We start from the raw sequence: 23,329 nt of genomic DNA, 5'->3' as shown, positions 1-23,329 counted from the left end.
CACGATCATAACTGTCGGCGCCGTCGCGGCGGCCGCGGGGAGGAAGCAGTGAGCCAGAGTTTATCGGCACAAGTTGCAGCGGGCGCCAAGCCCCTTGACATCATCACGATCGGCAGAGCCTCGGTCGACCTTTACGGTCAGCAGATCGGCACCCGGCTTGAAGACGTGGCGAGCTTTGCCAAGTCCGTCGGCGGCTGCCCCTGCAACATTTCGGTCGGCACGGCGCGGCTGGGCCTGAAATCGGCGCTGTTGACGCGCGTCGGCAACGAGCAGATGGGCCGCTTCATCCGCGAACAGCTTCAACGCGAAGGCGTGGAGACGCGCGGCATCGTCACCGACCCGGAGCGCCTGACCGCGCTCGCAATCCTGTCGGTCGAAAACGAGAAATCCTTCCCGCTGCTCTTCTACCGCGACAATTGCGCCGACAATGCGCTTAGCGAGGACGATATTGCGGAAGACTTCATTCGCTCCGCCCGCGCGGTCCTCGTCACCGGCACGCATTTCTCCAAGCCCAATACGGATGCCGCCCAGCGCAAGGCGATCCGGATCGCCAAGGAGTGCGGCGCGAAGATCGTCTTCGACATCGATTATCGCCCGAACCTCTGGGGCCTTGCCGGCCATGATGCGGGCGAAAGCCGCTATATCGCTTCCGACCGCGTCTCGGCGCATCTGAAGACCGTGCTCGGCGACTGCGACCTGATCGTCGGCACCGAGGAAGAGGTGCTGATCGCCTCGGGCGAGAGCGACCTGCTCCAGGCGCTCAAGATCATCCGTTCCCTGTCCCGTGCGACGATCGTGCTGAAGCGCGGGCCGATGGGCTGCATCGTTTATGACGGACCGATCTCCGACGATCTCGAAGACGGCATCGTCGGCAAGGGCTTCCCGATCGAGGTCTACAACGTGCTCGGCGCCGGCGACGCCTTCATGTCCGGCTTTCTGCGCGGCTGGCTGAAGGGCGAGCCGCATGCGACGTCCGCCACCTGGGCGAATGCCTGCGGCGCCTTCGCCGTGTCGCGGCTGCTCTGTGCGCCGGAGATCCCGACCTGGATCGAACTGCAGTTCTTCCTCGAAAACGGCAGCAAGGAGAAGGCGCTGCGCAAGGACGAGGCGATCAACCACGTACACTGGGCGACGACGCGCCGCCGCGACATCCCGCTTCTGATGGCGCTCGCCATCGATCATCGCAGCCAGCTGGAAGATATCGCCGAGGGCAGGCCGGAACTCCTGGCCCGCATCCCGGCCTTCAAGGCCCTGGCCGTCAAGTCGGCGGCCGAAGTCGCCGCCGGCCGGCCCGGCTTCGGCATGCTGATCGACGACAAATATGGCCGCGACGCGCTCTATGCCGCCGGTGCGCACCGCGATTTCTGGATCGGCAAGCCGATCGAGCTGCCAGGCTCGCGGCCGCTGCAGTTCGAATTCAGCCAGGATCTCGGCAGCCGTCTCATCGACTGGCCGGTCGACCACTGCATCAAGGTGCTCTCCTTTTACCACCCGGACGATCCGGCCGAGCTCAAGGCCGCGCAGGTCGCCAAGCTGCGTTCGGCCTTCGAGGCGGCCCGCAAGGTCGGCCGCGAAATCCTCATCGAGATCATTGCCGGCAAGCACGGCAAGCTCGATGACGACACCATTCCGCGCGCCCTCAACGAGCTTTATGATGCCGGCCTGAAGCCCGACTGGTGGAAGCTCGAGCCGCAGGCGAGCCGCGGCGCCTGGGCTGCCATCGACGCCGTGATCGAGAAGCGCGATCCGCTCTGCCGGGGCGTCGTCCTGCTCGGCCTCGAAGCCCCCTACGAGGTCCTCAAGGACGGCTTCGCGGCGGCAAGAACCTCGAAGACGGTGAAGGGTTTTGCGGTCGGCCGGACCATCTTTGCCGACGCCGCCAAGGCCTGGCTCACCGGCTCGATGACCGACGAGCAGGCCATCGCCGACATGGCGGCAAGATTCAAAGCGCTGGTGGATCTGTGGCTGCAGTTGGGTGAAACCAAGGCTGCCTAAGCGGGACGAGGACAAGTGGGAAGCGCCCGCAACCTGCCCTAAGTAACCGACTCGCTAGCCGGCCCGCGGCATCAAACGACAAATAGGCGGAGCGGACTTCGCCATCTGGAGGAAATGCAAAATGAGCCAGAAAACCGTGCGCCTCACCATGGCACAGGCCGTGGCGCGGTTCATGACCCGGCAGATGACCATCATCGACGGCAAGCGCGTGCCGATCTTCGGCGGTGTCTTCGCGATCTTCGGCCACGGCAACGTCGCCGGCGTCGGCGAGGCGCTCTATGCCATCCGCGAAACCCTGCCGACCTACCGTGCCCAGAATGAGCAGGGCATGGCGAATGCGGCGATCGCCTTCGCCAAGGCAAGCTTCCGCCGCCGCTTCATGGCCTGCACGAGTTCGATCGGCCCGGGCGCGCTCAACATGGTGACCTCGGCGGCGCTCGCCCACGTCAACCGCCTGCCGGTGCTGTTCCTGCCCGGCGACGTCTTCGCCAATCGCCGGCCCGACCCGGTGCTGCAGCAGGTGGAAAGCTTCGGCGACGCCACGGTCTCGGCCAATGACTGCTTCCGTCCCGTATCGCGCTATTTCGACCGCATCACCCGGCCCGAACAGATCATTCCGGCGCTTCGCCGCGCCATGCAGGTGCTGACCGATCCGGCCGATTGCGGCCCGGTGACGCTGTCGCTCTGCCAGGACGTCCAGGCGGAGGCCTACGACTATCCGGAATCCTTCTTCGACGAGAAGGTCTGGGTGCCACGCCGCATCGAGCCCGATCTCGACGAACTGGCATCGGCCATCGATCTGCTCAAGTCCGCGAAGAAGCCGATCATCATCGCCGGCGGTGGCGTGCTCTATTCGGAAGCGACCGCGGATCTTGCCAACTTTGCCGAAAAGCACGGCATTCCGGTCGTCGAGACGCAGGCCGGCAAGTCGGCGCTGCCGCATTCGCATCCGCTCAACATGGGCTCCGTCGGCGTCACCGGTACCTCCGCCTCGAACAAGCTCGCCGAGGAGACCGATCTCGTGCTCGCCGTCGGCTCTCGGCTGCAGGATTTCACCACCGGTTCCTGGGCGCTGTTCAAGAATGAAGACCTGAAGATCATCGGCCTCAACGTCCAGCCCTTCGACGCCGGCAAGCACAATGGCCTTCCGCTGATTTCCGACGCACGCGCCGGCCTCAACCGCATGTCCGGCTGCCTCGGTGGCTACAGGGCGGACCCGAGCTGGACCGAGAAGGCGAAAGCCGGCAAGGCAGAGTGGCTGGCGGCGGCCGACAAGGCAACGGCGACAACCAATGCGGCTCTGCCCTCCGACGCCCAGGTGATCGGCGCCGTCCAGCGCGCCCGCGGCGGCAGCAAGACGACGCTCGTCTGCGCGGCCGGCGGCTTGCCCGGCGAGCTGCACAAGCTCTGGCAGGCGGAAGAGCCCGGCGGTTACCACATGGAATACGGCTTCTCAACCATGGGTTACGAGGTCGCCGGCGGCCTCGGGGTGAAGCTCGCGAGACCCGAGCGCGACGTGATCGTCATGGTCGGCGACGGCAGCTACATGATGCTGAACTCCGAGATCGCCTCGTCGATCATGCTCGGCGCCAAGTTCACCATCGTTCTCTTGGACAATGCCGGTTATGGCTGCATCAACCGGCTGCAGATGGAGACCGGCGGCGCCAACTTCAACAACCTCTTGGAGGACACGCACCACGTCGAGCTGCCGCAGATCGACTTCGCCGCGCACGCTGCCGCCATGGGCGCGGTCACCCGCAAGGTGGCCTCGATCCCGGAACTCGAATCGGCGCTCGCGGAAACGGCCAACGAAGCGCGCACCACAGTGATCGTCATCGATACCCATCCGCTGATCACGACGGAGGCCGGCGGCCATTGGTGGGATGTCGTCGTTCCGGAGGTTTCGGACCGGGCGGAGGTGAAGACCGCCCGCGAAGGCTACGAGAAGGCGCTCCAGTCGCAGCGCTTCGGCTGATACTGCAATCAATTGCCCCTCTCCTCGGGTTTAACCCGAGGACTAGCCCTCTCCCCGCAGGCGAGGCGAGGGGACGAAGTCGGCGCCGCGAGTCCCTTCTCCCCGCCTGCGGGGAGAAGGTGGCGGCAGCCGGATGAGGGGCTTTTGCCTGCCCCTTGCGCAGCAAACAAAAGACAACGAAAACGACCCGTCCGCTCCCCCAGCGGACAACGCAACAGAAAGCAAGAGACATGATCCGCTACGGAACCAACCCGATCGCCTGGAGCAATGACGACGATCATTCGATCGGCGCCCATCTGACACTCGAGGATTGCCTGTCCGATTGCCAGAAGATTGGCTTCGACGGCATCGAGAAGGGCCACAAGATGCCGTCCGACCCGGAGGCGCTAAAGCAGAAGCTTGCCTCCTACGACCTCGTCTTCGTTTCCGGCTGGCACTCCACCAACCTGCTGACCCATGACGTCGAGGCCGAGAAGAAGGCGATCCAGCCGCATCTCGATCTTTTGAAGCACAATGGCTGCAAGGTGGCGATCGTCTGCGAGACCTCGAACGCCATTCACGGCGACGATTCGACATCGCTGGTCAAGGATAAGCCGGTGCTGCCGGCCGACCAGTGGAAGAAGTTCGGCGCCGATCTCGAGGCGATCGCTCAGTATTGCGCCGACCAGGGCATCGACCTCGTTTATCACCACCACATGGGCACGATCGTCCAGACCGGCGAGGAGATCGACCTTTTGATGCAGAACACCGGCCCGGCGACGAAGCTGCTGCTCGACACCGGCCATGCCTGGTTCGGCGGCTCCGATCCGGCAGAAGTGGCGAAGAAATACATGCACCGCGTCCGGCACATCCACTGCAAGAACGTCCGCCCGGCGGTCCGGAAAGTGGTGGAAGGCGAGGGTCTCTCCTTCCTCGAGGGCGTGCGCCGCGGCGTTTTCACTGTCCCCGGCGACTCCGAAGGCGGCGTCGATTTCCTGCCGGTGCTGAAAATCGCCGCCGAACACGGCTATGATGGCTGGCTGGTGATCGAGGCCGAACAGGATTCGGCGGTGCGCAACCCGTTCGAATATCAATCGCTCGGGCTGAAGTCGTTGAAGGCGTTTGCGAAGGAAGCGGGGCTGGACAAGTAGAGCCCTCATCCGGCTGTCGGCGGTGGCCCCTCATCCGGCTGCCGCCACCTTCTCCCCGCCCACAGGGAGAAGGGATATGCCGCAGGGCCTCCGTGCCCCCCTCCCTTGAGAGGCGGGAAGAGACAAAAGGCAATCCCCAGAATCCCCTCTCCCCGCGCGCGGGGAGAGGGCTAGTCCTCGGGTTTAACCCGAGGAGAGGGGCAGCAGACCCCACGTACAAAGATCAGGAGACCGTATATGTCCAAACTGCTCGTCAAACCGAAAGCACGATCCGGCCTGGTGCAGGACATCACGCCCGAGAGCGCCGGCTGGACCTACGTCGGTTTCGCGCTCAACCGCCTGAAGCCGCGAGAAACCACGAGCGGCGAAGCGGGAGACAAGGAACTTTGCCTGGTGCTCGTCAGCGGCAAGGCGAGGGTTTCCGTCGACGGCGAGGACTTCGGCGAACTCGGCGAGCGCATGACGCCCTTCGAGGGCCAGCCCTATGCGGTCTATGTGCCGAAGGGCAGCACGTGGCGGGCCGAGGCGACGACTGATCTCGACCTCGCGATCTGCTCGGCGCCGGGCGGCGACGGCTTCAGGGCGAAAGTCATCCGCCCCGGCACCCATCCGCAGATGATCCGCGGCAAGGGTACCAACACCCGCTACGTCACCAATATCATGCCGGAAAACGACGGCTCGGCGCAGTCGCTGCTTGTCGTCGAGGTGATCACCCCGGGCGGCCACACCTCCTCCTACCCGCCGCACAAGCACGACCAGGACGACCTGCCGGTCGAAAGCTATCTGGAGGAAACCTATTATCATCGGCTGAACCCGCCGCAGGGCTTCGCAATGCAGCGCGTCTACACCGACGACCGTTCGCTCGACGAGACGATGGCGGTCGAAGACGGCGACGTGACGCTGGTGCCAAAGGGCTACCATCCGGTTGCCGCGATCCACGGCTACGACTCCTATTACCTCAACGTCATGGCCGGGCCGAGGCGGATCTGGAAGTTCCACAACGCCAAGGAGCACGAGTGGCTGTTTACCGGCATCTGAGCCGATACAGCCCGGCTCTGGACGAAAGCGTCGGGCGCTCTATCGTATGTTGCCGAGGCAAAGCGACGAGGAGCATCCCATGCACATCGACGGCCAGTGCCACTGCGGCTTCGTGACCTATGAGGCGGAGATCGACCCGGGGGACGTGTCGATCTGCCACTGCACCGACTGCCAGCGGCTGACGGGCTCCGCCTATCGCGTGACGGCGGGCACGCCGCGCGCGTCCTTCCGGCTGACCGGCGGCGAACCGAAGCTTTACGTCAAGACCGCCGAAAACGGCCGCAAGCGGCTGCAATTCTTCTGCCCGCACTGCGGCTCGCCGATCTACACGACCGGGACGGACGAGGACGCGGAAGAGATCGGCATCCGCGTCGGTACGATCAACCAGCGGCAGGAACTTAAGCCCCAGTCGCAGATCTGGTGCTCCTCCGCCCTGCCCTGGGTGGACGACATCGGCGCGTTGCCGGGGCGGGAGCGGGAGTGAGCGTGGATGGGTGGGTGTTGACACCCCCCTCTGCCCTGCCGGGCATCTCCCCCACAAGGAGGGAGATTGGCCGGAAGCAAAGCCCCGCCCTACAGTGAGCTTACAAACGCCGAACGCGTCAATTTCAATAGCATCCTCTCAGAGCGGCCGGGCGGATCGGGACATCGCCACTTGCCAATCTCCCCCCTTGTGGGGGAGATGCCCGGCAGGGCAGAGGGGGGTGTTGCTCAGGGCACCTCACAAATGCGGCTCCACAAAGATGCGGTCAGCCGACCGGATACGGCCCTTCGGCAAAGACCGTGTCGTGGTAGCCCTTCGAGCCGATTTCGCGCGCCAGCGGGCTTCGGAAATCCTCGCCGCGCCGCAGACATCTCAGCACATGGGCAAAGTCGTATTTCGGCCTCCAGCCGAGCGACGCCATCGCGCTGGCGCTCACATAGACGCGGTCGATCGACGGAAAGAGCTTCCAGCCCCGCGCCGCATAAAGCGTCTCGCACTCGGGAAAATGACGCAGCACGACACGCGCGGCATCCGTCCTGAGACAGGCAAGATCGTCGGGCGTGAGCGGCGTCGGTGCCGAGACGATATAGCGCCCGAAGCCGATCTCCTTCGCCTTCTCCAGCGCCGCGAGATGGGCGCTCACCACGTCTTCGATGTCCGCCCGCCGGTAGAGCAGCTCGTTCGCCTGGGCGTTCTCCGTTTCATAGCGGCCGCGGACCTCCGGATCGTCGTCGGCCTCCGGAAAGAAGCGCGAGGTGCGCAGGACGACGACGGGCAGTCGATGCCGCCGGGCGAAGAGCTCGCACAGCCCTTCCGCCGCAACCTTGCTGACGCCATAAATGTTGCGCGGGATCGGCGTGACGTCCTCGGTGATCCAGGCGGCCGGCGCGCCGGGCGCCGGGGTCAAGGCCGATCCGAAGGCGCTCGTGGTGCTGGTGAAGACGAAGGCGTCGACGCTTGCATCGGCCGCCGCTTCGAGCAGGTGGAGCGTGCCGGCGATGTTCGTCTCGACGAACTCGCAGTAGCCATGGGTGGCGACATGCGGCTTGTGCAGCGTCGCCGCATGGATGACGGCGCGCACGCCCCTGACGGCATGACGGACGAAAGCGGGATCGGCGACCGAGCCGACATGATCGGTGAAATCCGAAGCCTTGATATCGATGCCGCGCGCAGGGCGCCCTGCCCGGCGCAACACCCGCATCAGCGCCTCGCCGAGATGCCCGGCGCTTCCGGTCACCAGTATGGTCATGCGTCACTCCTCGTTTTCCTCGAGGCTAACCGCCCCTGGTCGGGAAGAACAACGCATAAATTATGCGTCGCGATCACGTCAGCGTCGTCACCAGGCGACCCATCGCGCCGTCGGCAAGAGGAATGCGTTCCCAAAGCACCCGACCCGCGACGATCGGCACGTCGTAGCGGCCGTTCGGTCCGGTCTCGACGACAAGCGACGTCGTCTCACCTTCGTGCCAGCCAAGGTCTTGAAGCGTGGCCTCCGCGTGCTGGATATCGTCAGATGCATAACGGAACATCGGCGTGCCGAGCATGTCGCGTCGCCATTCGGCCCGTCGGGCCGGTGAGGCAGCCAGCAGCCGGTGCGAGTGATCGCAAATGAGGTGGACGCGAGCCGTCGAGGTTTCGACCAGCCGCTTGATGGCCGCATCGGCGGTCGAGTCCTCACGTGCGAAGAGGTGTTCGAGAGCCGCCTGCTGATCCTCGGCCGGGATCAGGACGCCGGTCTCCCAGCGCGATACGGTCGCCTGCGTGACGCCGAGAAGCTCCGCCACATGGCTCTGCTTGATGCCACGCAGGAGCCGCAAGCGCTTCAGTGCCCGCCCCGTGTAAAGCATTGCCACCTCCACGGAAAGGCTATATCAGCATCGGGGCTCAACGACGAACGAAGACGGCGACCGAAGCGTGACGAAAGGGCAATTCAAGGTGATGCCGCGCCGCATTGCCGGCGTGGAGGTGGTGGAAGCCGCGACACGCCATGCCTTCGCGCGCCACACGCACGAGCAGTTCGGCATCGGGCTCATTCACCAGGGCGCGCAGACCTCGCACAGCGGGCGCGGCACCGTCGAAGCGGAAGCCGGCGACGTGATCACCGTCAATCCCGGCGAGGTGCATGACGGAGCGCCGATCGGCGATGCCGGCCGCTCCTGGCGGATGCTCTATCTCGAGCCGTCGCTGGTCGAGGCCGCCGTAACTGACATCAGCGATGGGCGATGGAAGGCCTGCGAGTTCGCCGACCCTGTCATCCGCAACATCGCCCTTGCCGCCCGGTTTCGCGCCATCTTCGCGGTCGCGGCAAGCGCAGGCGGCACCGAGGCAGGGTTGCGCTGGGACGAGCTCGCAGTGACGCTGCTTGCCGAGGCCTTGCGTCTCGTGCCCCGGTCCCCCGCCCGTCCGCCCAGGTCAATCGCGGCGGCTGTCGGCCTGATCGACGACGACCCGCTGAAACCCCTCACCCTTGCGGATCTCGCCCAGGCGAGCGGATTGAGCCGGTTCCAGGTCGTGCGCGGCTTTGCGAGAGCAACCGGGCTGACGCCGCACGCCTATCTCATGCAGCGCCGCATCGACATCGTCCGCCGGCTGATCGGCGAGGGCATGCCGCTTGCCGAGGCGGCGATTGCCGGCGGCTTCGCCGACCAGAGCCATATGACGCGCGTTTTCGTGCGCAAATACGGTTTCTCGCCCGGTGCCTATGCGCGGGCTTTGACCTGAATTCCGCCCTGCAATTCCGTTCAAGACCTCCGCTCACCGATCCGGTTTTCTGCCGGCCACGATCAAGGGAGTGGCGACGGCATGTCGGAAAAATCTCGGGGATATCTCTATCTGTCGGTAGCGATGGTGCTGGTGGGCAGCACGGTCGTCGCGAGCAAAGTCATCGCCGCCGGCCTGCCGCCCTTCACGGCGACGGCGCTGCGTTTCGCCATTGCCCTTCCGCTCTTCCTGTTGCTCATTCGGTTGACCGCCACGCCGTGGCCGCGGCTCGCGAGACGCGACTGGGCCATCGTGCTGCTGCAGGCAGGCGTCGGCAGCGTCGGCTATACGACCCTGCTCATCTCCGGCTTGAAGCTGACACCGGCGGCGGACGCCGGCGTCATCATCGGCACGCTTCCCATCGTCTCGGCGATGATCGCCATCGTCGTGCTCGGCGAACGGCCGAAGCGCTCCGTCCTTCTGGCGGTAGCCCTTGCCGCTGCCGGTGTCCTGGCGATCGTTTTCCGGCCCGATGCCGGCAACCGGTATTCACTCGCGGGCAGCGCTCTGATCCTCGGCGCGGTCGTCTGCGAGGGCCTGTTCATCCTCCTCAACAAGCGCCTGAGGGCCGAAATCCCGCCGCTTGCGCTGTCTTGCCTGATGGCGGGTCTCGGCGGCACCATCGCCGCGCCGATTGCGCTTGCGGAGCTTCCCTGGACGGAGACGATGACCGTGCGGGCCGTCGCGGCGGTGGTCTATTATGCACTCGTCCCGACCGTCGGTGGCTTCGTGCTCTGGTATGCGGGCCTGGCAAAAGTCAGCGGCGCGGAGGCTTCTGTATTCACGGCGCTGGCGCCGGTTTCCGCCGTGCTTCTCGCCGTCGCGGTGCTGGGTGAGCCCCTGAGGCTCAACCAGTTGCTCGGCATCGGCTGCGTTCTTGCCGCCGTCACCTGTCTTGGCGTCGCGTCGAGGGGCCGGAACGCCCTCAGGCGGCAAGCCAAAGCACTCTGAGAAGGAAGGTTCCCATGCATTTTTGTCACTCCAGCGACATCTGGAGCGAGTTTCCCGAGCTTTCGGCCGGCGTCCTTCATGTGAACGGCATTCATAGGGAGGTATCCGTCGCAAACCATGTCGCTGAGTTCGAGGCCATGGCGCAGGCGCGACTTGCTGATAGTGCGGAGGGCGAACTTCTCGAAATCCAGGCCTGGCGCCGCGCCTTTTCGCGCATGGGGCTGAAGCCGACGCAATATCGCTCGGCCTCGGAGGCGCTGCTCAGGCGATTCAGGAAGGAGGGAACGCTGCCAAGAATCCATCCGCTGATCGATCTCTGCAATGCGGCTTCGCTCGCCTTTGCCGTTCCGATCGCCGTCTTCGATCTTGCCCGAGTGGCCGGTCACCTGGAGGTGCGGCGAGCCGCCGGCGACGAGATCTACATGACGTTTGCCGGCGAGATCGAGCACCCCGAGCCGCAGGAAGTCATCTTCGCCGACGCGGAACAGCGTGCCCACGCGCGGCGCTGGACCAATCGTCAGAGCGGCCATTCGGCGGTCCGCGACGAGACCGGCAGCGTGCTGATCGTCGCGGAGGCGCTGCACGCCAGTGCGGCGGCTGACGTGGAACGGCTCACCGATGCGCTCGACGCGGCCATCCGCGCCACATGGTCCATCGAGCCCCGAAGCGCGATATTGAGTCGGAGCGTACCGCAATTCGACTGCTGAGATTCGGAGGGGATCGCCTCACTGCTGCCAAAAAGCTTTGAAGGGCTAAGAGGCGTCACCTGCCCGAAACGGCGAAGCGGACTGCAACAATGCTCGATCGAGGCGTTCCATCCCTTGTTGCGCGCGCCAAACAGGCGCTTTTCGACCGTGGCGGCCTAGAGGAGATTTTCCGCCACGCCCGCAACCTGGTCGTCGCGACGCTGGTCACTGCGGCGGGAATACACGCCGTCGAACATCCCGACCTCATCGAAGCCAAGGGACTGCTGAATATCTCGCTCGCCGGCTATATCGTCTTCGCGATCGGGATCGCACTGTTCCTGATGAACTTCGTCGACGGCCTCTACAGGCTATCGAAGGTGCGGCGGCACGTGGCACTGCAGCTTCTCGTCGCTGCAGTGTACATCGTCGTCACGATCCGCGTCGCCCAGTTGATCCTGGCGCTGCGCATGTCGTTCTCGTAGCGCCAGCTCAAGGGCAATCACGCCGCCTTGGCGACGTGATACTCCTTGATCGCCACCATCTTGATCGCCGGATAGCGTTCCGCCTCGTAGCGCAGCGAAAAGCTGTCCTGCGCCAGGAAGACCGGGTCGCCGTCCAGATCGCGGGCGATGTCGCCCCGGCGCGCCGTGACGAACTTGTCGAGTTCGGCCGGATTGTCGGCGGAAACCCAGCGGCAGACGGAGAAGCGCGACATCTCGAAGGAGACGGGCAGGCCGTACTCCGCCTGCAGGCGCTCCTTCAGGACGTCGAGCTGCAGCGCGCCGACGACGCCGACGATGGCCGGTGCGCCATCCTCCGGCGAGAAGAGCTGCACGACGCCCTCTTCCGCCATCTGCTGCAGCGCCTCCTTCAGCTTCTTGGCCTTCATCGCGTCCTCGAGCCGGACACGGCGGAGGATTTCCGGCGCGAAGTTCGGCACGCCCTGGAAGACGAGCGGTTCGCCCTCCGTCAGCGTATCGCCGATCCTGAGCGTCCCGTGGTTCGGAATACCGACCACGTCGCCGGCAAAGGCGGTATCGGCAAGCTGGCGCTGCGAGGCGAAGAAGAACTGCGGCGCGGTCAAACCCATCTGCTTTCCGGTGCGCGACAGCCGCGCCTTCATGCCACGCTCGAGCTTGCCCGAGCAGACGCGCACGAAGGCGATGCGGTCGCGGTGGTTCGGGTCCATGTTGGCCTGGATCTTGAAGACGAAGGCGGTCATCCGGTCGTCGGTCGCCTCGACGGTGCGGATGTCGGCGACCTGGGCGCGCGGCGGCGGCGCGAAGTCGCCAAGCGCATGGATCAGGTCGCGGACGCCGAAGTTGCGGAGCGCCGAGCCGAAGAAGACCGGCGTCAGATGGCCTTCGAGGAAAGCCTTGCGGTCGAACGGCTTGCAGGCCTCGATCGCCAGCATCGTCTCCTCGACGAAGGCATCGCGCTCGTTCTCCGGCAGGCGATGCGAGGCCATTTCCGGATCGTTGACCTTGGTCAGCCTCTCCTGCGTGTCGGCGCCACGCACTTCGTTGGTGGCGAGATGATAGGTGCCGCAGAAGGTTTTCGAGCGGCCGATCGGCCAGGTGACAGGCGCGCAGTCGAGCGCCAGCTTCTGCTCGACCTCGTCGAGGATCTCGAAAGGATCGCGGCTCTCGCGGTCCATCTTGTTGACGAAGGTGATGATCGGAATGTCGCGCAGGCGGCAGACCTCGAAGAGTTTCAGCGTCCGCGGCTCAATACCCTTGGCGGCGTCGATGACCATGACGGCCGCGTCCACCGCCGTCAGCGTGCGATATGTGTCGTCGGCGAAGTCCTCGTGACCGGGCGTGTCGAGCAGGTTGAAGACGGTGTCGTTGTATTCGAAGGTCATCACCGAGGTGACGACAGAGATGCCGCGCTCGCGCTCGATCTTCATCCAGTCCGACCGGGTCTGGATGCGATCCTTCTTGGCCTTCACTTCGCCGGCGAGCTGGATGGCGCCGCCGAAGAGCAACAGCTTTTCGGTGAGCGTCGTCTTACCGGCGTCCGGGTGCGAAATGATCGCAAATGTGCGGCGGCGGGAGACCGCCTCGGCAATGCTTTCGGCCATGATCTGAGTATCCTGTGAGTTGCGGCGTCCTTTACAGGCTTGGGCGGCATTATGCAATTGACTGCCGGGAGACTGAGCCTGCTTATGGCGGCATGACCCCGTACAATTCCGAAGACCACCCCGCCCTCACCCTGATCCGCCTGCCGCACGGAGAGGATCTCGACCTGCCGGCCTACGAGACGGCGGGGGCCGCGGGCATGGACTTGCGCGCCGCCGTTCCTTCCGGCCAGCCAATGACGATCGCGCCGGGCGCCCGGGCGCTGGTGCCGACCGGCTTCATTTTCGAAATCCCGGCCGGCTATGAGGGCCAGGTGCGGCCGCGTTCCGGGCTTGCCCTCAAGCACGGCATCACCTGCCTCAACACGCCGGGCACCGTCGACAGCGACTATCGCGGCGAGGTCAAGGTGCTGCTCGTCAATCTCGGCGAAGCGGATTTTATCGTCGAGCGCGGCATGCGCATCGCCCAGATGGTGATCGCGCCGGTCACCCAGATGGCGGTCCGCGAGGCGGACGGCGCGACGACGACGGCGCGTGGGACCGGCGGATTCGGCTCGACCGGCGCTAAATAAGCGGCGGCAGCCGCCGTTTGACCGGCGTCGACTTGACGATCGACGTGTTGGTCTGCGCCTTCTCGGCGATCCGGTCGAGGATCGTGTCAAGCTCGCTCATGTCACGGACGAGGAGCTTGGCGACGAAGCAATCGTCACCGGTGATCTTGTCGCATTCGACGATCTCCGGGGTCTGCTGGATCAGCCTTTCGACGATGTGCAGCATGCCCGGCATCGGCCGGACGCGGACCACCGCCTGCAGCGGATAACCGAGCCGCGCCGGATTGACCGAGACGGTGAACCCGTTGATGACGCCGCGCTCCTCGAGCTTGCGCAGCCTTTCGGCCGCGCTCGGCGAGGAAAGCCCCGCTTCCTGCGCGAGTTCCTTCAAGGAGACGCGGGCATTGGCCGCGAGAATTTCAAGAATGCGGCGGTCAAGCTCATCCAGCATCGGCAACCTCATAAGCCAATCTTCGCAATCCACCTTCGACAATTAGGCATTATTCCATCTCTTCCTCTGATAATCCATATATTCCTTGCAGCAGGCTCACTACTATTTTCATGAACTCAGGAATGGAGCGAGCGCGATGGATAGGGATTTGCGGCGCGGAAGCGCGGAGATGACGGCGGCAATGCTGATTTCGGGGACGATCGGCTGGTTCGTGCTGATGTCAGGCCAGCCGGTGACCGGCGTCGTCTTCTGGCGCTGCGTTTTCGGGGCCGTGACGCTTGCCATCCTGGCCGTGGCACTCGGCCTCATCGACCTCAGGCAATTGCGGCCAAGGATCGTCGGCCTCGCGGTGCTCGGCGGTGTCGCGATCGTCGTCAACTGGCTGCTGCTCTTCCAGGCCTATTCGCACGCATCGATCTCGATCGCGACGATGGTCTACAATACCCAGCCCTTCATGCTGCTCGGGCTCGGCGCGCTTTTCCTCGGCGACAAGATCACCCCCACCAAGCTCTTCTGGCTGTCGGTCTCCTTCATCGGCATGATGGCGATCGTCTCGGCCAAGCCGGCCGGCGGCGCGGGAACCGGCCACTATCTCGCAGGCATCGCCCTCTCGCTCGCCGCCGCCTTCTTCTACGCGATTGCGGCGATCGTCACCAAGCTGCTCAAGGGAACGCCGCCGCTGCTGATCGCGCTGATCCAGGTCATCACCGGCGCGGCGATGCTGGCGCCCTTCGCAATCACGGCACCGCTGCCGCAGACCGCCTTCCAGTGGACGCTGTTGATCACCATCGGCGTCGTCCATACCGGCATCATGTATATCCTGCTCTATGGAGCGATCCAGCGGCTGCCGACCCATGTGACGGGCGCGCTTTCCTTCATCTACCCGATCGCCGCGATCCTGGTCGATCGGATCGCCTTCGGGCATGCGCTGCAACCGGCGCAGATTTTAGGATCGGTGGCGATCCTCATCGCCGCGGCCGGCACCAATCTCGGCTGGACGCTTCGTTCGGTCCCGCTTATCAACCGGCAGACCGAACGGAGTGCCTGATGATCACCTGCTACCTGAAATACGTCATCGACCCCTACAAGCTCAAGGAATTCGAGCATTACGCCAAGCTCTGGATTCCGCTCGTCAATCGGCTCGGCGGCACACATCACGGCTATTTCATGCCGCATGAGGGGGCCAACAACATCGCGCTGGCGCTCTTCAGCTTTCCGTCGCTTGCCGCTTACGAGAGCTATCGCGAAAAGATGGCGGCTGATCCCGAATGCCAGGCAGCCTTCGCCTATGCCGAAGAAACGCGCTGCATATTGAGCTACGAACGCAGCTTCATGCGCCCACTGTTTGAATGAGCCTAACGCGACCCTTGCGCGTCTGATGAGACGCGCGGCGCCGTCGTGCTGCGCTCGATGCACTCCGCTACGAGCGCTTGCAGACGCCACAAATTGCGATCCCGGATGCCCCTGGCCTCGAGATGCGTCACGGTATTGAGGAGGTACTCCGCGCCCGAGCCGACATGACCGCAGGCTCGGGCCAGGACTTCGGCGACGGCTTCGAGGGGAAGACGTCCGGCATAGAATGGCGAAGCGCGGTTCATGACGAAACCCAAGGCGGGAACATAACCGTGCGCCGTCTCGACCTTGATCCAGCGGGGCATGCTGTTGGGCGGCTTGTAGGTGAACTCACGCCGGAACAGCCTTGCGAGTTGCCCTTCGAGGTCGTCGCTCGGCAGTTCGTAAAGAACGCCCCGGCACTGACCTCCCCGATCGAGAGCCATCATAAGCCCCGGCTCTTCGGGTGTTCCCCGAAAACGGAGCATCCGGAAGCAGAAGGACCGATGCCAGCCGCGGGCGATGCCGATCTCCTCTCCGACATGGTCGATCTCCGGCCTCCAGATCAATGATCCATAGGCGAAGAGCAAGGTCGGCGAGCCGGGAGCCGGATGGCTCCTCGTCATCCGCGCCACCCAGTCGTCATAGTCCGCGTCTGTATGCAGTTTCATCCCAGGTCCCGGGCCGCTGTCCGCAACCGCTCTGTGCACCTGCGCGACATGGGCCGAGGTCAAGCTGAATGACCTTGATCGGTGAGGCATGGTCAAATCTCCGCCACGCCGATGAGGATCGCGCAGCGGTTCCCCGGACGCAAGCTGTTTGGGCTTGCATTCCTTCTACCGGCGCGCCTCGGCGGCCATGCTGACCGCGAGGCTCGCCAGCACCGTGCTCATCATCCAGCGCTGCACCAGCATGAAGAGCGGACGGCCGGCCAGGAAAGCGGCAATCGACCCGGCCGTCACGGCGATCAGCGCGTTGACGGTGACGCTGATGACGATCTGCAGGCTGCCGAAGACGAGCGACTGCAGCAGCACGCTACCGGACTCCGGTCGGATGAACTGCGGCAGCAGCGAAAGATAGAGCGCCGCCACCTTCGGATTGAGCAGGCTGGTGACAAGCCCCATGACGAAGAGCTTGCGCGGCCCATCCTTCGGCAGGTCGCGGACCTGGAACGGCGAGCGTCCGCCGGGCTTCACGGCCTGCCAGGCGAGGTAAAGCAGATAGAGCGCGCCCGCGAAGCAAAGCGCGTTGTGGGCGAATGGAACAGCCAACAGCAGCGCGGTGATGCCGAGCGCGGCAAAGACCATGTAGAAGACGAAGCCGAGCGCCACGCCGCCGAGCGAGACGAGGCCGGCGGCCGGACCCTGGCAGATCGAGCGAGAGATCAGATAGATCATGTTCGGCCCCGGCGTTAGCACCATGCCGAGGGCGATCAAAGCGAAGCCGATAAGGTTCTGAATTTCCGGCACGACGCATCCCTTCCGCAGTCTTCCGGAACGTGTACGGCTTGCCCGACTCCGGGCAACGTCGTTCTTGTCACCGGATCAATTTTTCCGACGACACCGGCCGGACGCCCAAGCGAATTCGCTCGCTGCGCCGCGACGGGGCGACTTGGAAAAATGATTTCCCAACCAGCGGGTTTTGCTATCGCTTTTTCCTCCCAAGCTCCGATCCGCGGCTTTCTCGCTCTGGAATGGTCCGGTCAATGTTCCTATTCTCACGACAATCAATTGAACGACGGGAGAAACGAAATGCCTGAATCACGCAAGCCCGGCCGCGGCCGCGTCTTTTCCTCGATCACCGAAACGATCGGCGACACTCCCATCGTGCGGCTCGACAAGCTCGCCACGGAAAAGGGCGTGAAGGCGAACCTGCTTGCCAAGCTGGAATTCTTCAACCCGATCGCCTCGGTCAAGGACCGCATCGGCGTCGCCATGGTCGAAGCCCTCGAGGCTGAGGGCAAGATCGAACCCGGCCGCACGACGCTTGTCGAACCGACCTCCGGCAACACCGGCATCGCGCTCGCCTTCGTCGCCGCTGCCAAGGGCTACCGGCTGATCCTCACCATGCCCGAGACGATGTCGGTCGAACGGCGCAAGATGCTGGCGCTGCTCGGCGCCGAGCTGGTGCTGACCGAGGGAACGAAGGGCATGAAAGGGGCGATCGCCAAGGCGCAGGAACTCGTCGAGACGCTGCCGGACGCCATCATTCCGCAGCAATTCGAAAACCCGGCCAATCCGGAGATCCACCGCAGGACGACGGCCGAGGAAATCTGGAACGACACCGAGGGCAGCGTCGACATCCTTGTTTCGGGGATCGGCACGGGCGGCACGATCACCGGCGCTGGCCAGGTGCTGAAAGCGCGCAAGCCGTCGGTCAAGGTGATCGCGGTCGAACCCGAGGAGTCCCCGGTTCTTTCCGGCGGAGCCCCCGGTCCGCACAAGATCCAGGGAATCGGCGCCGGCTTCGCGCCGGCGATCCTCGACACCGGCGTCTATGACGAGGTGATCACCGTGAACGCGGGCGAAGCCATCGAAACGGCGCGCCTTGTCGCAAAGCTCGAAGGCGTGCCGGTCGGCATTTCCTCCGGTGCGGCGCTGCAGGCGGCGATCGAGGTCGGCCAGCGCGAAGAGAACGCGGGGAAGACGATCGTGGTGATCATTCCGTCCTTTGCCGAGCGTTATCTCTCGACGGTGCTGTTCGAGGGGCTAGGCGCGTAGGCCAAACAGTCCCTACGCTGATATAAAGGGCGCTTTCACCTGCCCTTTGTGCTCGTCGTCGCATGGGTTCACATCGGCCCCGCGGACAACGCTACGCCGCCGCCGGCAGGCGCTCGCCGGCGACGCGGTAGGAGATCGCCTCGGCGAGATGGATGCGGCCGACCGTCGGCGCCCCGTCGAGATCGGCAAGGGTGCGCGCTACCTTCAGCACCCGATGGTAGCCGCGTGCCGAGAATTTCATCTTCTCCGCCGCATCCCTCAAGAGCTGGAGGCCGGCGGCGTCGGGCTCGGCGATCTTCTCGATCATCGTCGTCGATGCACGCGCATTGCTCGTCAGCTCGGGATGGCCAAGCGCAGCGAAGCGGTCCCTCTGCAGTTCGCGGGCACGGGCGACGCGCCGGGCGACGACGGCGCTCGCCTCGGCCGTGGCGGGACGGATCAGGTCGGCGGCGCTGACGGCGGGCACGTCGATGCGGATGTCGATGCGGTCCATCAGCGGGCCGGAAATCCGTGCCTGGTAGTCGGCCATGCAGCGCGGGCCGCGGGCGCAACTGCGGCCCGGTTCGCCGGCCATGCCGCAGCGGCAGGGGTTCATGGCAGCGACGAGCTGGATGGCCGCCGGATAGCTGACACGATGGTTGGCGCGGGCAATGACGCACTCCGCGGTTTCGAGCGGCTGGCGCAACGCGTCGAGCACCTGCGGCGGGAATTCCGGAAATTCATCGAGAAACAGTACGCCATGATGGGCAAGCGACGCCTCGCCGGGCTTGGCGCGCAAGCCGCCGCCGATCAGGGCGGCCATCGTGGCGGAATGATGTGGAGCGCGGAATGGGCGGCGATCGGAAAGCTTGCCGCCCGGCAATTGGCCGGCGATCGAATGGATCATCGAGACTTCGAGCAGTTCGGCCGGCGAAAGCGGCGGCAGGATGGAGGGCAGACGCGCCGCCAGCATTGACTTGCCGGACCCTGGCGGGCCGACCATCAGCAGATTGTGGTTTCCGGCCGCTGCCACTTCGAGCGCCCGCTTGGCGCTTTCCTGGCCCTTGATGTCGGCGAGATCGGGAAGGTTGGCGGCGGCGGCTCGGATGGCGGGCTCGGGACGGGAGAGCACCTGCGTGCCGCGGAAATGATTGGCGATGGCGATCAGGCTGCGTGGCGCTAGGATGTCGATCTCGGAGCCGGCCCAGGCGGCTTCGGCGCCGCTTTCGGCCGGGCAGATCAGCCCCTTGCCGAGCGCATTGGCGCCGATTGCCGCCGGCAGCGCGCCGGCAACCGGCGCGATCGTGCCGTCAAGATTGAGCTCGCCGATGACGACATAGCCGGACAGCGCGTCGGCGGGAATGGCGCCGAGCGCCGCCATCAGCCCGAGCGCGATGGCCAGATCGAAATGGCTGCCTTCCTTGGGCAGATCCGCCGGGGCCAGATTGACCGTCACCTTCTTCGCCGGCAGCGCCAGACCGGAGGCGTGCAGTGCCGCCTGGACGCGCTCGCGGCTTTCGGCAACCGCCTTGTCCGGCAGACCGACGATCTGCATGCCGACCTTTCCCGGCGCCACCATCACCTGGACGTCGACCGGAACGCCCTCGATCCCCTGAAACGCAACCGTACTGACGCGCGCGACCATGATGCCCCCACTGCTCCGACCTGCACCGCACAACCGCCGCCGGTAGCACGCCAAATCTTGCACGGCACGCGCTTAAAAACAAGAACAATAATAGAACAAACGCGCGAGACAATGACTCCGGTGTGCAGGCGGCACGCAGGTCACATCAAGTCGGCTTCCTCGGAAGGGGCGGCGGGTCAGCCGCGCTTCGTCTCGATCGCGTCCCAGAGCAGGCTCGCGACATCGGCACCGCCGAATTTCTTCACCTCGCGGATGCCGGTCGGCGACGTTACGTTGATCTCGGTCATGTAATCGCCGATCACGTCGATGCCGACGAAGAGGAAGCCGCGCTGTTTCAACGCCGGGCCGATGCGGGCGCAGATTTCCTGCTCGCGGGCGGTGAGTTCGGTCGCCTCGGCCCGCCCGCCGACATGCATGTTGGATCGCGCGTCGTGCTCGGCCGGAACCCGGTTGATCGCACCGACGGGTTCGCCGTCGACGAGCAGGATGCGCTTGTCGCCCTTGCGGACCGCCGGCAGGTACTCCTGGGCGATGAAGGGTTCGCGGAACATCTGGCCGAACATTTCGAGGAGCGAGGAGAGGTTGCGGTCGTCGCGCGCCGAATGGAAGACGCCGGCGCCGCCATTGCCGTAGAGCGGCTTCAGGATGATGTCGCCCAATTCCTGGCGGAAGCGGGCGATCTCACCCGCATCGCGGGTGATCAGCGTGCGCGGCATCAGGTCGGGGAATTCGGTGACGAAGATCTTTTCCGGCGAATTCCTGACCCAGGCGGGGTCGTTGACGACGAGCGTCTTCGGGTGCAGCCGCTCCAAGAGGTGCGTCGAGGTGATGTAGGCCATGTCGAAGGGCGGATCCTGGCGAAGCAGGATGACGTCCATGGTCGAAAGGTCGATCCGCTCCGGCTCGTCGAGCGTGAAGTGGTCGCCCTTGACGTCGCGCAGCGTCATCTGCTGGGCGGTCGCATAAACCTTGCCGTCGCGGAGCGACAGCCTGTCGGGCGTGTAGTGGAACAGACGGTAGCCGCGCGCCTGCGCCTCGAGGCTCATGGCAAAGGTCGAATCGCCCGCAATGGTGATGCCCGACACATGGTCCATCTGGACCCCGACATTGACGATTCTTGCCATTCTACCGTTCCTGGTTGGATCTTCGCCGTATAAGCCCAGTGGGCATCGCTATGAGGCGAATTACACAGCAATTCAAAGCGCTACGGCGGCCCTGATCGGCTCCGACAGACAAGAGGCCGCCAAGGCGCCCGCAACATGTAGAATGCGTGAGGCGCTTAGGCAAGGAGACCGAAGCCTATTCGAAACCCTCGACGACACAGGTGACGAGGTCGTGATCGGAGAGCGGACGGCCGGAGGCATCGAGCGAGGAAATGATACGGCTTTCGCCGATCCTCAGGCCTCGCGCCAGGAACCAGTCGAGCTTCATCGCCCGCTTCGGCCAACGGGTGATCAGGCTCGGGCGGGTGGTCATCCGGTCGATCGGCCCGCCGTGGCGGGTGAAACCGCGTGCGGCGCTCGCCGCAAAGAGGCCCTCGGCCTCGAAGTCGCCGCCGACATGGTTGCCGGTGTTGAGATCGCCGCCGATCAGGATGGGCAGCCCCGGAAAGGCCACGTCCAGCGCATCGATAAGCGCCCCGACCTGACGCTCGCGGTAGGCGGCGGTCGTGGCGCTTTCCAGATGCGTGGAAACGGCGACGAAGGGGCCGGCTTCGGTGCCGATCACGGCGCCGACGGCGCAACGCTCGCCGAGGCGCGGCTGATCGCCACCATCCATGAACCACAGGCGCTCGCCCCAAAGCCGCAACAGGAAGGGGCGGCGGAGCGGAGTGGAGGCAAGCAGGGCGTTGCCATGGAAGCCCTTCTCGTTGAAGTCATCCCTGCAGAATTCGCGCTCGGTATCCGATCCGAGGCCCAATTCGACGAATTCGACGCCATAGGCGAATTGCATCGCCAGCCCCGCCGCGACCTCGGCGGTCGTATGACGCTGACCGGTGCGGGCCATGCCGTTGTCCATCTCCGAAAGCAGAACCAGCGACGCGCCGGTGGCGCGGACCTGGTCGGCGCTTTCTTCGGGAAAGAGGCAGCGCTCGAGGTTCCAGGCGGCAACGGTGAAGGGAAAAGCGAGCGCTCCGGAGGCTGAACCGCCGAGTTCGATCGTATTCATCGCCTCGAGCCCAGCCATGACGGCGTCATGGGCGGCGACGCTGCGCTCCATCCGGACAAAGCCCTCGCGATCTTCCTGCGAAGCGACGGCGAGCGTCGATACGGTCCCTTCAATCACGGTACAGGCTCCAGGTTTACGGCGTGGTGGCGGGCCAAAGGAGCAGCTGTCGCCCCGTCGGCCGCCCCCTCGGTCACCCTTGGGCGATTGAGCCGCTTGCCGCTATCAGCCGAGAAGAAATGCAATCGATCCATCGGAATGGCGATCGCCACCTCGTCCGCAAGCGGCGTTTCAGGTGCGAGGGAGACGGTCAGCGCCTGGTCCTCGACCATGCCGTGCACCAGGCGCTGGGCACCGAGCTCTTCGACATAGTCAACCCGGAAGAGCAGTGCCTGCTCACCGGGGGACGCCGGTCGCAGATCCTCGGCGCGCAGGCCGACCGTGACCGGGCCTTCCGCCGGCACGGGATAAGCGAGATCGATTCCGTGCGTGCCGATATGCAGGCGGCCGCCCTCCAATGCGCCCCTGAGGAGGTTCATCGCCGGCGAGCCGATGAAGCTGGCGACGAAGGTCGAGGCCGGCGCATGATAGACCTCGAGCGGCCGGCCGATCTGCTCGATCCGGCCGCCATTCAGCACCACCAGCCGATCAGCCAGCGTCATCGCCTCGAGCTGGTCATGGGTGACATAGAGCGACGTCGTTCCGAGCCGCTTCTGCAGCCGCTTGATCTCGCCGCGCATCGACACGCGGAGCTTGGCGTCGAGGTTCGAGAGCGGCTCGTCGAAGAGGAAGGCGGCCGGCTTGCGGACGATCGCCCGGCCCATGGCGACGCGCTGGCGCTGGCCGCCGGACAGCGCCCGGGGCTTGCGGTCGAGATAGGGCTCGATCTCCAGCATGCGCGCGGCTTCCGCGACCCGCGCGTCGATCTCGGTCTTTGGCGTCTTCCGATTCCGGAGGCCGTAGGCGAGGTTGTCGAAGACCGTCATGTGCGGGTAGAGCGCATAGTTCTGGAAGACCATGGCAATGTCGCGCTCGGCCGGCTCGACATCGTTGATGAGGCGCGTTCCGATCGTCACGGTGCCCTTCGATATTGTCTCCAACCCGGCGACCATGCGCAGAAGCGTCGACTTGCCGCAGCCGGAAGGCCCGACGAGCACGATGAACTCGCCGTCGGCGATATCGATCGAGACGGATTTCACGGCCTCGATATTGCCCGAGTAGATTTTCGAGACATCGACGATGTCGATCGCTGCCATTGGCTGCCTCCATTCATGGATTGCGAGTCAGGGCGCGGGCTCTAAACCGCGTCGCCCTCGCTTCGTTCCGTCAAACTCTTTGCCCTGCGCATTTCCGGACGGCGAGCCGCTGCACACTTCGCCTGGAAAT

General features: G+C 64.9%; 23 protein-coding genes. 13 read left to right on the top strand and 10 right to left on the bottom strand.

The features are described 5' to 3' along the window. Positions 1-48: 48 nt before the first annotated feature. The 5 genes from NGR_RS29615 (at position 49) to NGR_RS29595 (ending at position 6,622) form a co-directional block, all read left to right on the top strand. The gene (locus tag NGR_RS29615) at positions 49-1,995 is read left to right on the top strand and encodes a bifunctional 5-dehydro-2-deoxygluconokinase/5-dehydro-2-deoxyphosphogluconate aldolase (RefSeq protein WP_012710166.1); all 1,947 of its coding nucleotides are present in this window, start codon (positions 49-51) and stop codon (positions 1,993-1,995) included. Positions 1,996-2,116: 121 nt separating this feature from the next. Next, on the top strand, positions 2,117-3,970 hold the full coding sequence (iolD, locus tag NGR_RS29610) for a 3D-(3,5/4)-trihydroxycyclohexane-1,2-dione acylhydrolase (decyclizing) (RefSeq protein WP_012710165.1): 1,854 nt from the start codon (positions 2,117-2,119) through the stop codon (positions 3,968-3,970). A gap of 230 nt (positions 3,971-4,200) precedes the next feature. Beyond that, complete coding sequence (iolE, locus tag NGR_RS29605; protein WP_012710164.1) at positions 4,201-5,100, top strand: myo-inosose-2 dehydratase; 900 nt, start codon at positions 4,201-4,203, stop codon at positions 5,098-5,100. Positions 5,101-5,337: 237 nt separating this feature from the next. Next, positions 5,338-6,138: a 5-deoxy-glucuronate isomerase gene (gene iolB / locus NGR_RS29600; RefSeq protein WP_012710163.1), complete on the top strand. Its 801-nt coding sequence runs from the start codon at positions 5,338-5,340 to the stop codon at positions 6,136-6,138. 79 nt (positions 6,139-6,217) lie between these two features. Next, positions 6,218-6,622, top strand: a complete 405-nt coding sequence (locus NGR_RS29595) for a GFA family protein (RefSeq protein WP_012710162.1) — start codon at positions 6,218-6,220, stop codon at positions 6,620-6,622. A 265-nt stretch (positions 6,623-6,887) separates the two neighbouring features. Here NGR_RS29595 and NGR_RS29590 read toward each other — a convergent pair whose 3' ends face one another. Both NGR_RS29590 and NGR_RS29585 read right to left on the bottom strand, forming a co-directional pair. Next, positions 6,888-7,871 carry an NAD-dependent epimerase/dehydratase family protein gene (locus tag NGR_RS29590; RefSeq protein WP_012710161.1) on the bottom strand — a complete coding sequence of 328 codons (984 nt, stop codon included), beginning with the start codon at positions 7,869-7,871 and terminating at the stop codon, positions 6,888-6,890. Positions 7,872-7,944: 73 nt separating this feature from the next. After that, positions 7,945-8,469, bottom strand: coding sequence for a helix-turn-helix domain-containing protein (locus NGR_RS29585; protein ID WP_012710160.1), 525 nt, complete (start codon positions 8,467-8,469; stop codon positions 7,945-7,947). Between the two features lie 67 nt (positions 8,470-8,536). Here NGR_RS29585 and NGR_RS29580 point away from each other — a divergent pair, with 67 nt between their 5' ends. The 4 genes from NGR_RS29580 (at position 8,537) to NGR_RS29565 (ending at position 11,501) form a co-directional block, all read left to right on the top strand. Then, positions 8,537-9,343 (top strand): AraC family transcriptional regulator, encoded by an 807-nt coding sequence (locus NGR_RS29580; RefSeq protein ID WP_164924573.1) that lies wholly within the window; start codon positions 8,537-8,539, stop codon positions 9,341-9,343. Positions 9,344-9,424: 81 nt separating this feature from the next. Next, positions 9,425-10,333, top strand: a complete 909-nt coding sequence (locus NGR_RS29575; protein ID WP_012710158.1) for a DMT family transporter — start codon at positions 9,425-9,427, stop codon at positions 10,331-10,333. A 14-nt stretch (positions 10,334-10,347) separates the two neighbouring features. Beyond that, a complete protein-coding gene (locus NGR_RS29570; RefSeq protein ID WP_012710157.1) occupies positions 10,348-11,040 on the top strand; it encodes a B3/B4 domain-containing protein in 693 nt (230 codons plus the stop codon). A gap of 89 nt (positions 11,041-11,129) precedes the next feature. After that, positions 11,130-11,501, top strand: a complete 372-nt coding sequence (locus tag NGR_RS29565) for a hypothetical protein (RefSeq protein ID WP_012710156.1) — start codon at positions 11,130-11,132, stop codon at positions 11,499-11,501. 17 nt (positions 11,502-11,518) lie between these two features. Here the strand turns inward: NGR_RS29565 and NGR_RS29560 are convergent, their stop codons facing one another. Then, positions 11,519-13,102: a peptide chain release factor 3 gene (locus NGR_RS29560; RefSeq protein WP_012710155.1), complete on the bottom strand. Its 1,584-nt coding sequence runs from the start codon at positions 13,100-13,102 to the stop codon at positions 11,519-11,521. Between the two features lie 92 nt (positions 13,103-13,194). Here NGR_RS29560 and dut point away from each other — a divergent pair, with 92 nt between their 5' ends. Beyond that, positions 13,195-13,671 (top strand): dUTP diphosphatase, encoded by a 477-nt coding sequence (gene dut, locus NGR_RS29555; protein WP_012710154.1) that lies wholly within the window; start codon positions 13,195-13,197, stop codon positions 13,669-13,671. Here dut and NGR_RS29550 read toward each other — a convergent pair. Next, positions 13,664-14,101, bottom strand: coding sequence for an Lrp/AsnC family transcriptional regulator (locus tag NGR_RS29550; protein ID WP_012710153.1), 438 nt, complete (start codon positions 14,099-14,101; stop codon positions 13,664-13,666). The genes dut and NGR_RS29550 overlap by 8 nt on opposite strands. Before the next feature lie 136 nt (positions 14,102-14,237). On the opposite strand from NGR_RS29550, the gene NGR_RS29545 reads away from it, so the two are divergent. Both NGR_RS29545 and NGR_RS29540 read left to right on the top strand, forming a co-directional pair. After that, a complete protein-coding gene (locus tag NGR_RS29545; RefSeq protein WP_012710152.1) occupies positions 14,238-15,149 on the top strand; it encodes a DMT family transporter in 912 nt (303 codons plus the stop codon). Continuing rightward, positions 15,149-15,454, top strand: coding sequence for an NIPSNAP family protein (locus NGR_RS29540; protein WP_012710151.1), 306 nt, complete (start codon positions 15,149-15,151; stop codon positions 15,452-15,454). The genes NGR_RS29545 and NGR_RS29540 overlap by 1 nt, the downstream gene beginning before the upstream one ends. A 2-nt stretch (positions 15,455-15,456) precedes the next feature. Here the strand turns inward: NGR_RS29540 and NGR_RS29535 are convergent, their stop codons facing one another. Then, a complete protein-coding gene (locus tag NGR_RS29535; RefSeq protein WP_012710150.1) occupies positions 15,457-16,194 on the bottom strand; it encodes a gamma-glutamylcyclotransferase in 738 nt (245 codons plus the stop codon). Between the two features lie 75 nt (positions 16,195-16,269). Continuing rightward, complete coding sequence (locus NGR_RS29530; protein ID WP_012710149.1) at positions 16,270-16,902, bottom strand: LysE family translocator; 633 nt, start codon at positions 16,900-16,902, stop codon at positions 16,270-16,272. A 282-nt stretch (positions 16,903-17,184) separates the two neighbouring features. On the opposite strand from NGR_RS29530, the gene cysK reads away from it, so the two are divergent. After that, on the top strand, positions 17,185-18,153 hold the full coding sequence (cysK, locus tag NGR_RS29525) for a cysteine synthase A (RefSeq protein ID WP_164924572.1): 969 nt from the start codon (positions 17,185-17,187) through the stop codon (positions 18,151-18,153). 91 nt (positions 18,154-18,244) lie between these two features. Here cysK and NGR_RS29520 read toward each other — a convergent pair whose 3' ends face one another. The 4 genes from NGR_RS29520 to NGR_RS29505 all read right to left on the bottom strand — a co-directional run bounded on the left by NGR_RS29520 (position 18,245) and on the right by NGR_RS29505 (position 23,199). Continuing rightward, positions 18,245-19,777: a YifB family Mg chelatase-like AAA ATPase gene (locus NGR_RS29520; protein ID WP_012710147.1), complete on the bottom strand. Its 1,533-nt coding sequence runs from the start codon at positions 19,775-19,777 to the stop codon at positions 18,245-18,247. A 176-nt stretch (positions 19,778-19,953) separates the two neighbouring features. After that, positions 19,954-20,901, bottom strand: a complete 948-nt coding sequence (gshB, locus tag NGR_RS29515; protein WP_012710146.1) for a glutathione synthase — start codon at positions 20,899-20,901, stop codon at positions 19,954-19,956. Between the two features lie 175 nt (positions 20,902-21,076). Continuing rightward, positions 21,077-22,063, bottom strand: a complete 987-nt coding sequence (locus NGR_RS29510; protein ID WP_164924571.1) for an endonuclease/exonuclease/phosphatase family protein — start codon at positions 22,061-22,063, stop codon at positions 21,077-21,079. Next, positions 22,060-23,199, bottom strand: coding sequence for a sn-glycerol-3-phosphate import ATP-binding protein UgpC (locus tag NGR_RS29505; RefSeq protein ID WP_012710144.1), 1,140 nt, complete (start codon positions 23,197-23,199; stop codon positions 22,060-22,062). The genes NGR_RS29510 and NGR_RS29505 overlap by 4 nt, the downstream gene beginning before the upstream one ends. Positions 23,200-23,329 lie beyond the last annotated feature (130 nt).

This window comes from Sinorhizobium fredii NGR234, assembly GCF_000018545.1.
Lineage (GTDB): Bacteria > Pseudomonadota > Alphaproteobacteria > Rhizobiales > Rhizobiaceae > Sinorhizobium > Sinorhizobium fredii_A.
The sequence above is the reverse complement of the archived record's forward strand: the minus strand, read 5'-3'. Positions and strand labels throughout refer to the sequence as shown.

Excerpts from the sequence above, each read along its gene's own strand:
- NGR_RS29570 (WP_012710157.1), top strand. The coding sequence starts at position 10,348 with ATGCATTTTTGTCACTCCAGCGACATCTGGAGCGAGTTTCCCGAGCTT.
- NGR_RS29575 (WP_012710158.1), top strand. The coding sequence starts at position 9,425 with ATGTCGGAAAAATCTCGGGGATATCTCTATCTGTCGGTAGCGATGGTG.
- NGR_RS29595 (WP_012710162.1), top strand. The coding sequence starts at position 6,218 with ATGCACATCGACGGCCAGTGCCACTGCGGCTTCGTGACCTATGAGGCG.
- NGR_RS29565 (WP_012710156.1), top strand. The coding sequence starts at position 11,130 with ATGCTCGATCGAGGCGTTCCATCCCTTGTTGCGCGCGCCAAACAGGCG.
- dut (WP_012710154.1), top strand. The coding sequence starts at position 13,195 with ATGACCCCGTACAATTCCGAAGACCACCCCGCCCTCACCCTGATCCGC.
- iolE (WP_012710164.1), top strand. The coding sequence starts at position 4,201 with ATGATCCGCTACGGAACCAACCCGATCGCCTGGAGCAATGACGACGAT.
- NGR_RS29505 (WP_012710144.1), bottom strand. The coding sequence starts at position 23,199 with ATGGCAGCGATCGACATCGTCGATGTCTCGAAAATCTACTCGGGCAAT.
- iolD (WP_012710165.1), top strand. The coding sequence starts at position 2,117 with ATGAGCCAGAAAACCGTGCGCCTCACCATGGCACAGGCCGTGGCGCGG.
- cysK (WP_164924572.1), top strand. The coding sequence starts at position 17,185 with ATGCCTGAATCACGCAAGCCCGGCCGCGGCCGCGTCTTTTCCTCGATC.
- gshB (WP_012710146.1), bottom strand. The coding sequence starts at position 20,901 with ATGGCAAGAATCGTCAATGTCGGGGTCCAGATGGACCATGTGTCGGGC.
- NGR_RS29550 (WP_012710153.1), bottom strand. The coding sequence starts at position 14,101 with ATGCTGGATGAGCTTGACCGCCGCATTCTTGAAATTCTCGCGGCCAAT.
- NGR_RS29545 (WP_012710152.1), top strand. The coding sequence starts at position 14,238 with ATGGATAGGGATTTGCGGCGCGGAAGCGCGGAGATGACGGCGGCAATG.
- NGR_RS29585 (WP_012710160.1), bottom strand. The coding sequence starts at position 8,469 with ATGCTTTACACGGGGCGGGCACTGAAGCGCTTGCGGCTCCTGCGTGGC.
- NGR_RS29535 (WP_012710150.1), bottom strand. The coding sequence starts at position 16,194 with ATGCCTCACCGATCAAGGTCATTCAGCTTGACCTCGGCCCATGTCGCG.
- NGR_RS29590 (WP_012710161.1), bottom strand. The coding sequence starts at position 7,871 with ATGACCATACTGGTGACCGGAAGCGCCGGGCATCTCGGCGAGGCGCTG.
- iolB (WP_012710163.1), top strand. The coding sequence starts at position 5,338 with ATGTCCAAACTGCTCGTCAAACCGAAAGCACGATCCGGCCTGGTGCAG.
- NGR_RS29540 (WP_012710151.1), top strand. The coding sequence starts at position 15,149 with ATGATCACCTGCTACCTGAAATACGTCATCGACCCCTACAAGCTCAAG.
- NGR_RS29520 (WP_012710147.1), bottom strand. The coding sequence starts at position 19,777 with ATGGTCGCGCGCGTCAGTACGGTTGCGTTTCAGGGGATCGAGGGCGTT.
- NGR_RS29560 (WP_012710155.1), bottom strand. The coding sequence starts at position 13,102 with ATGGCCGAAAGCATTGCCGAGGCGGTCTCCCGCCGCCGCACATTTGCG.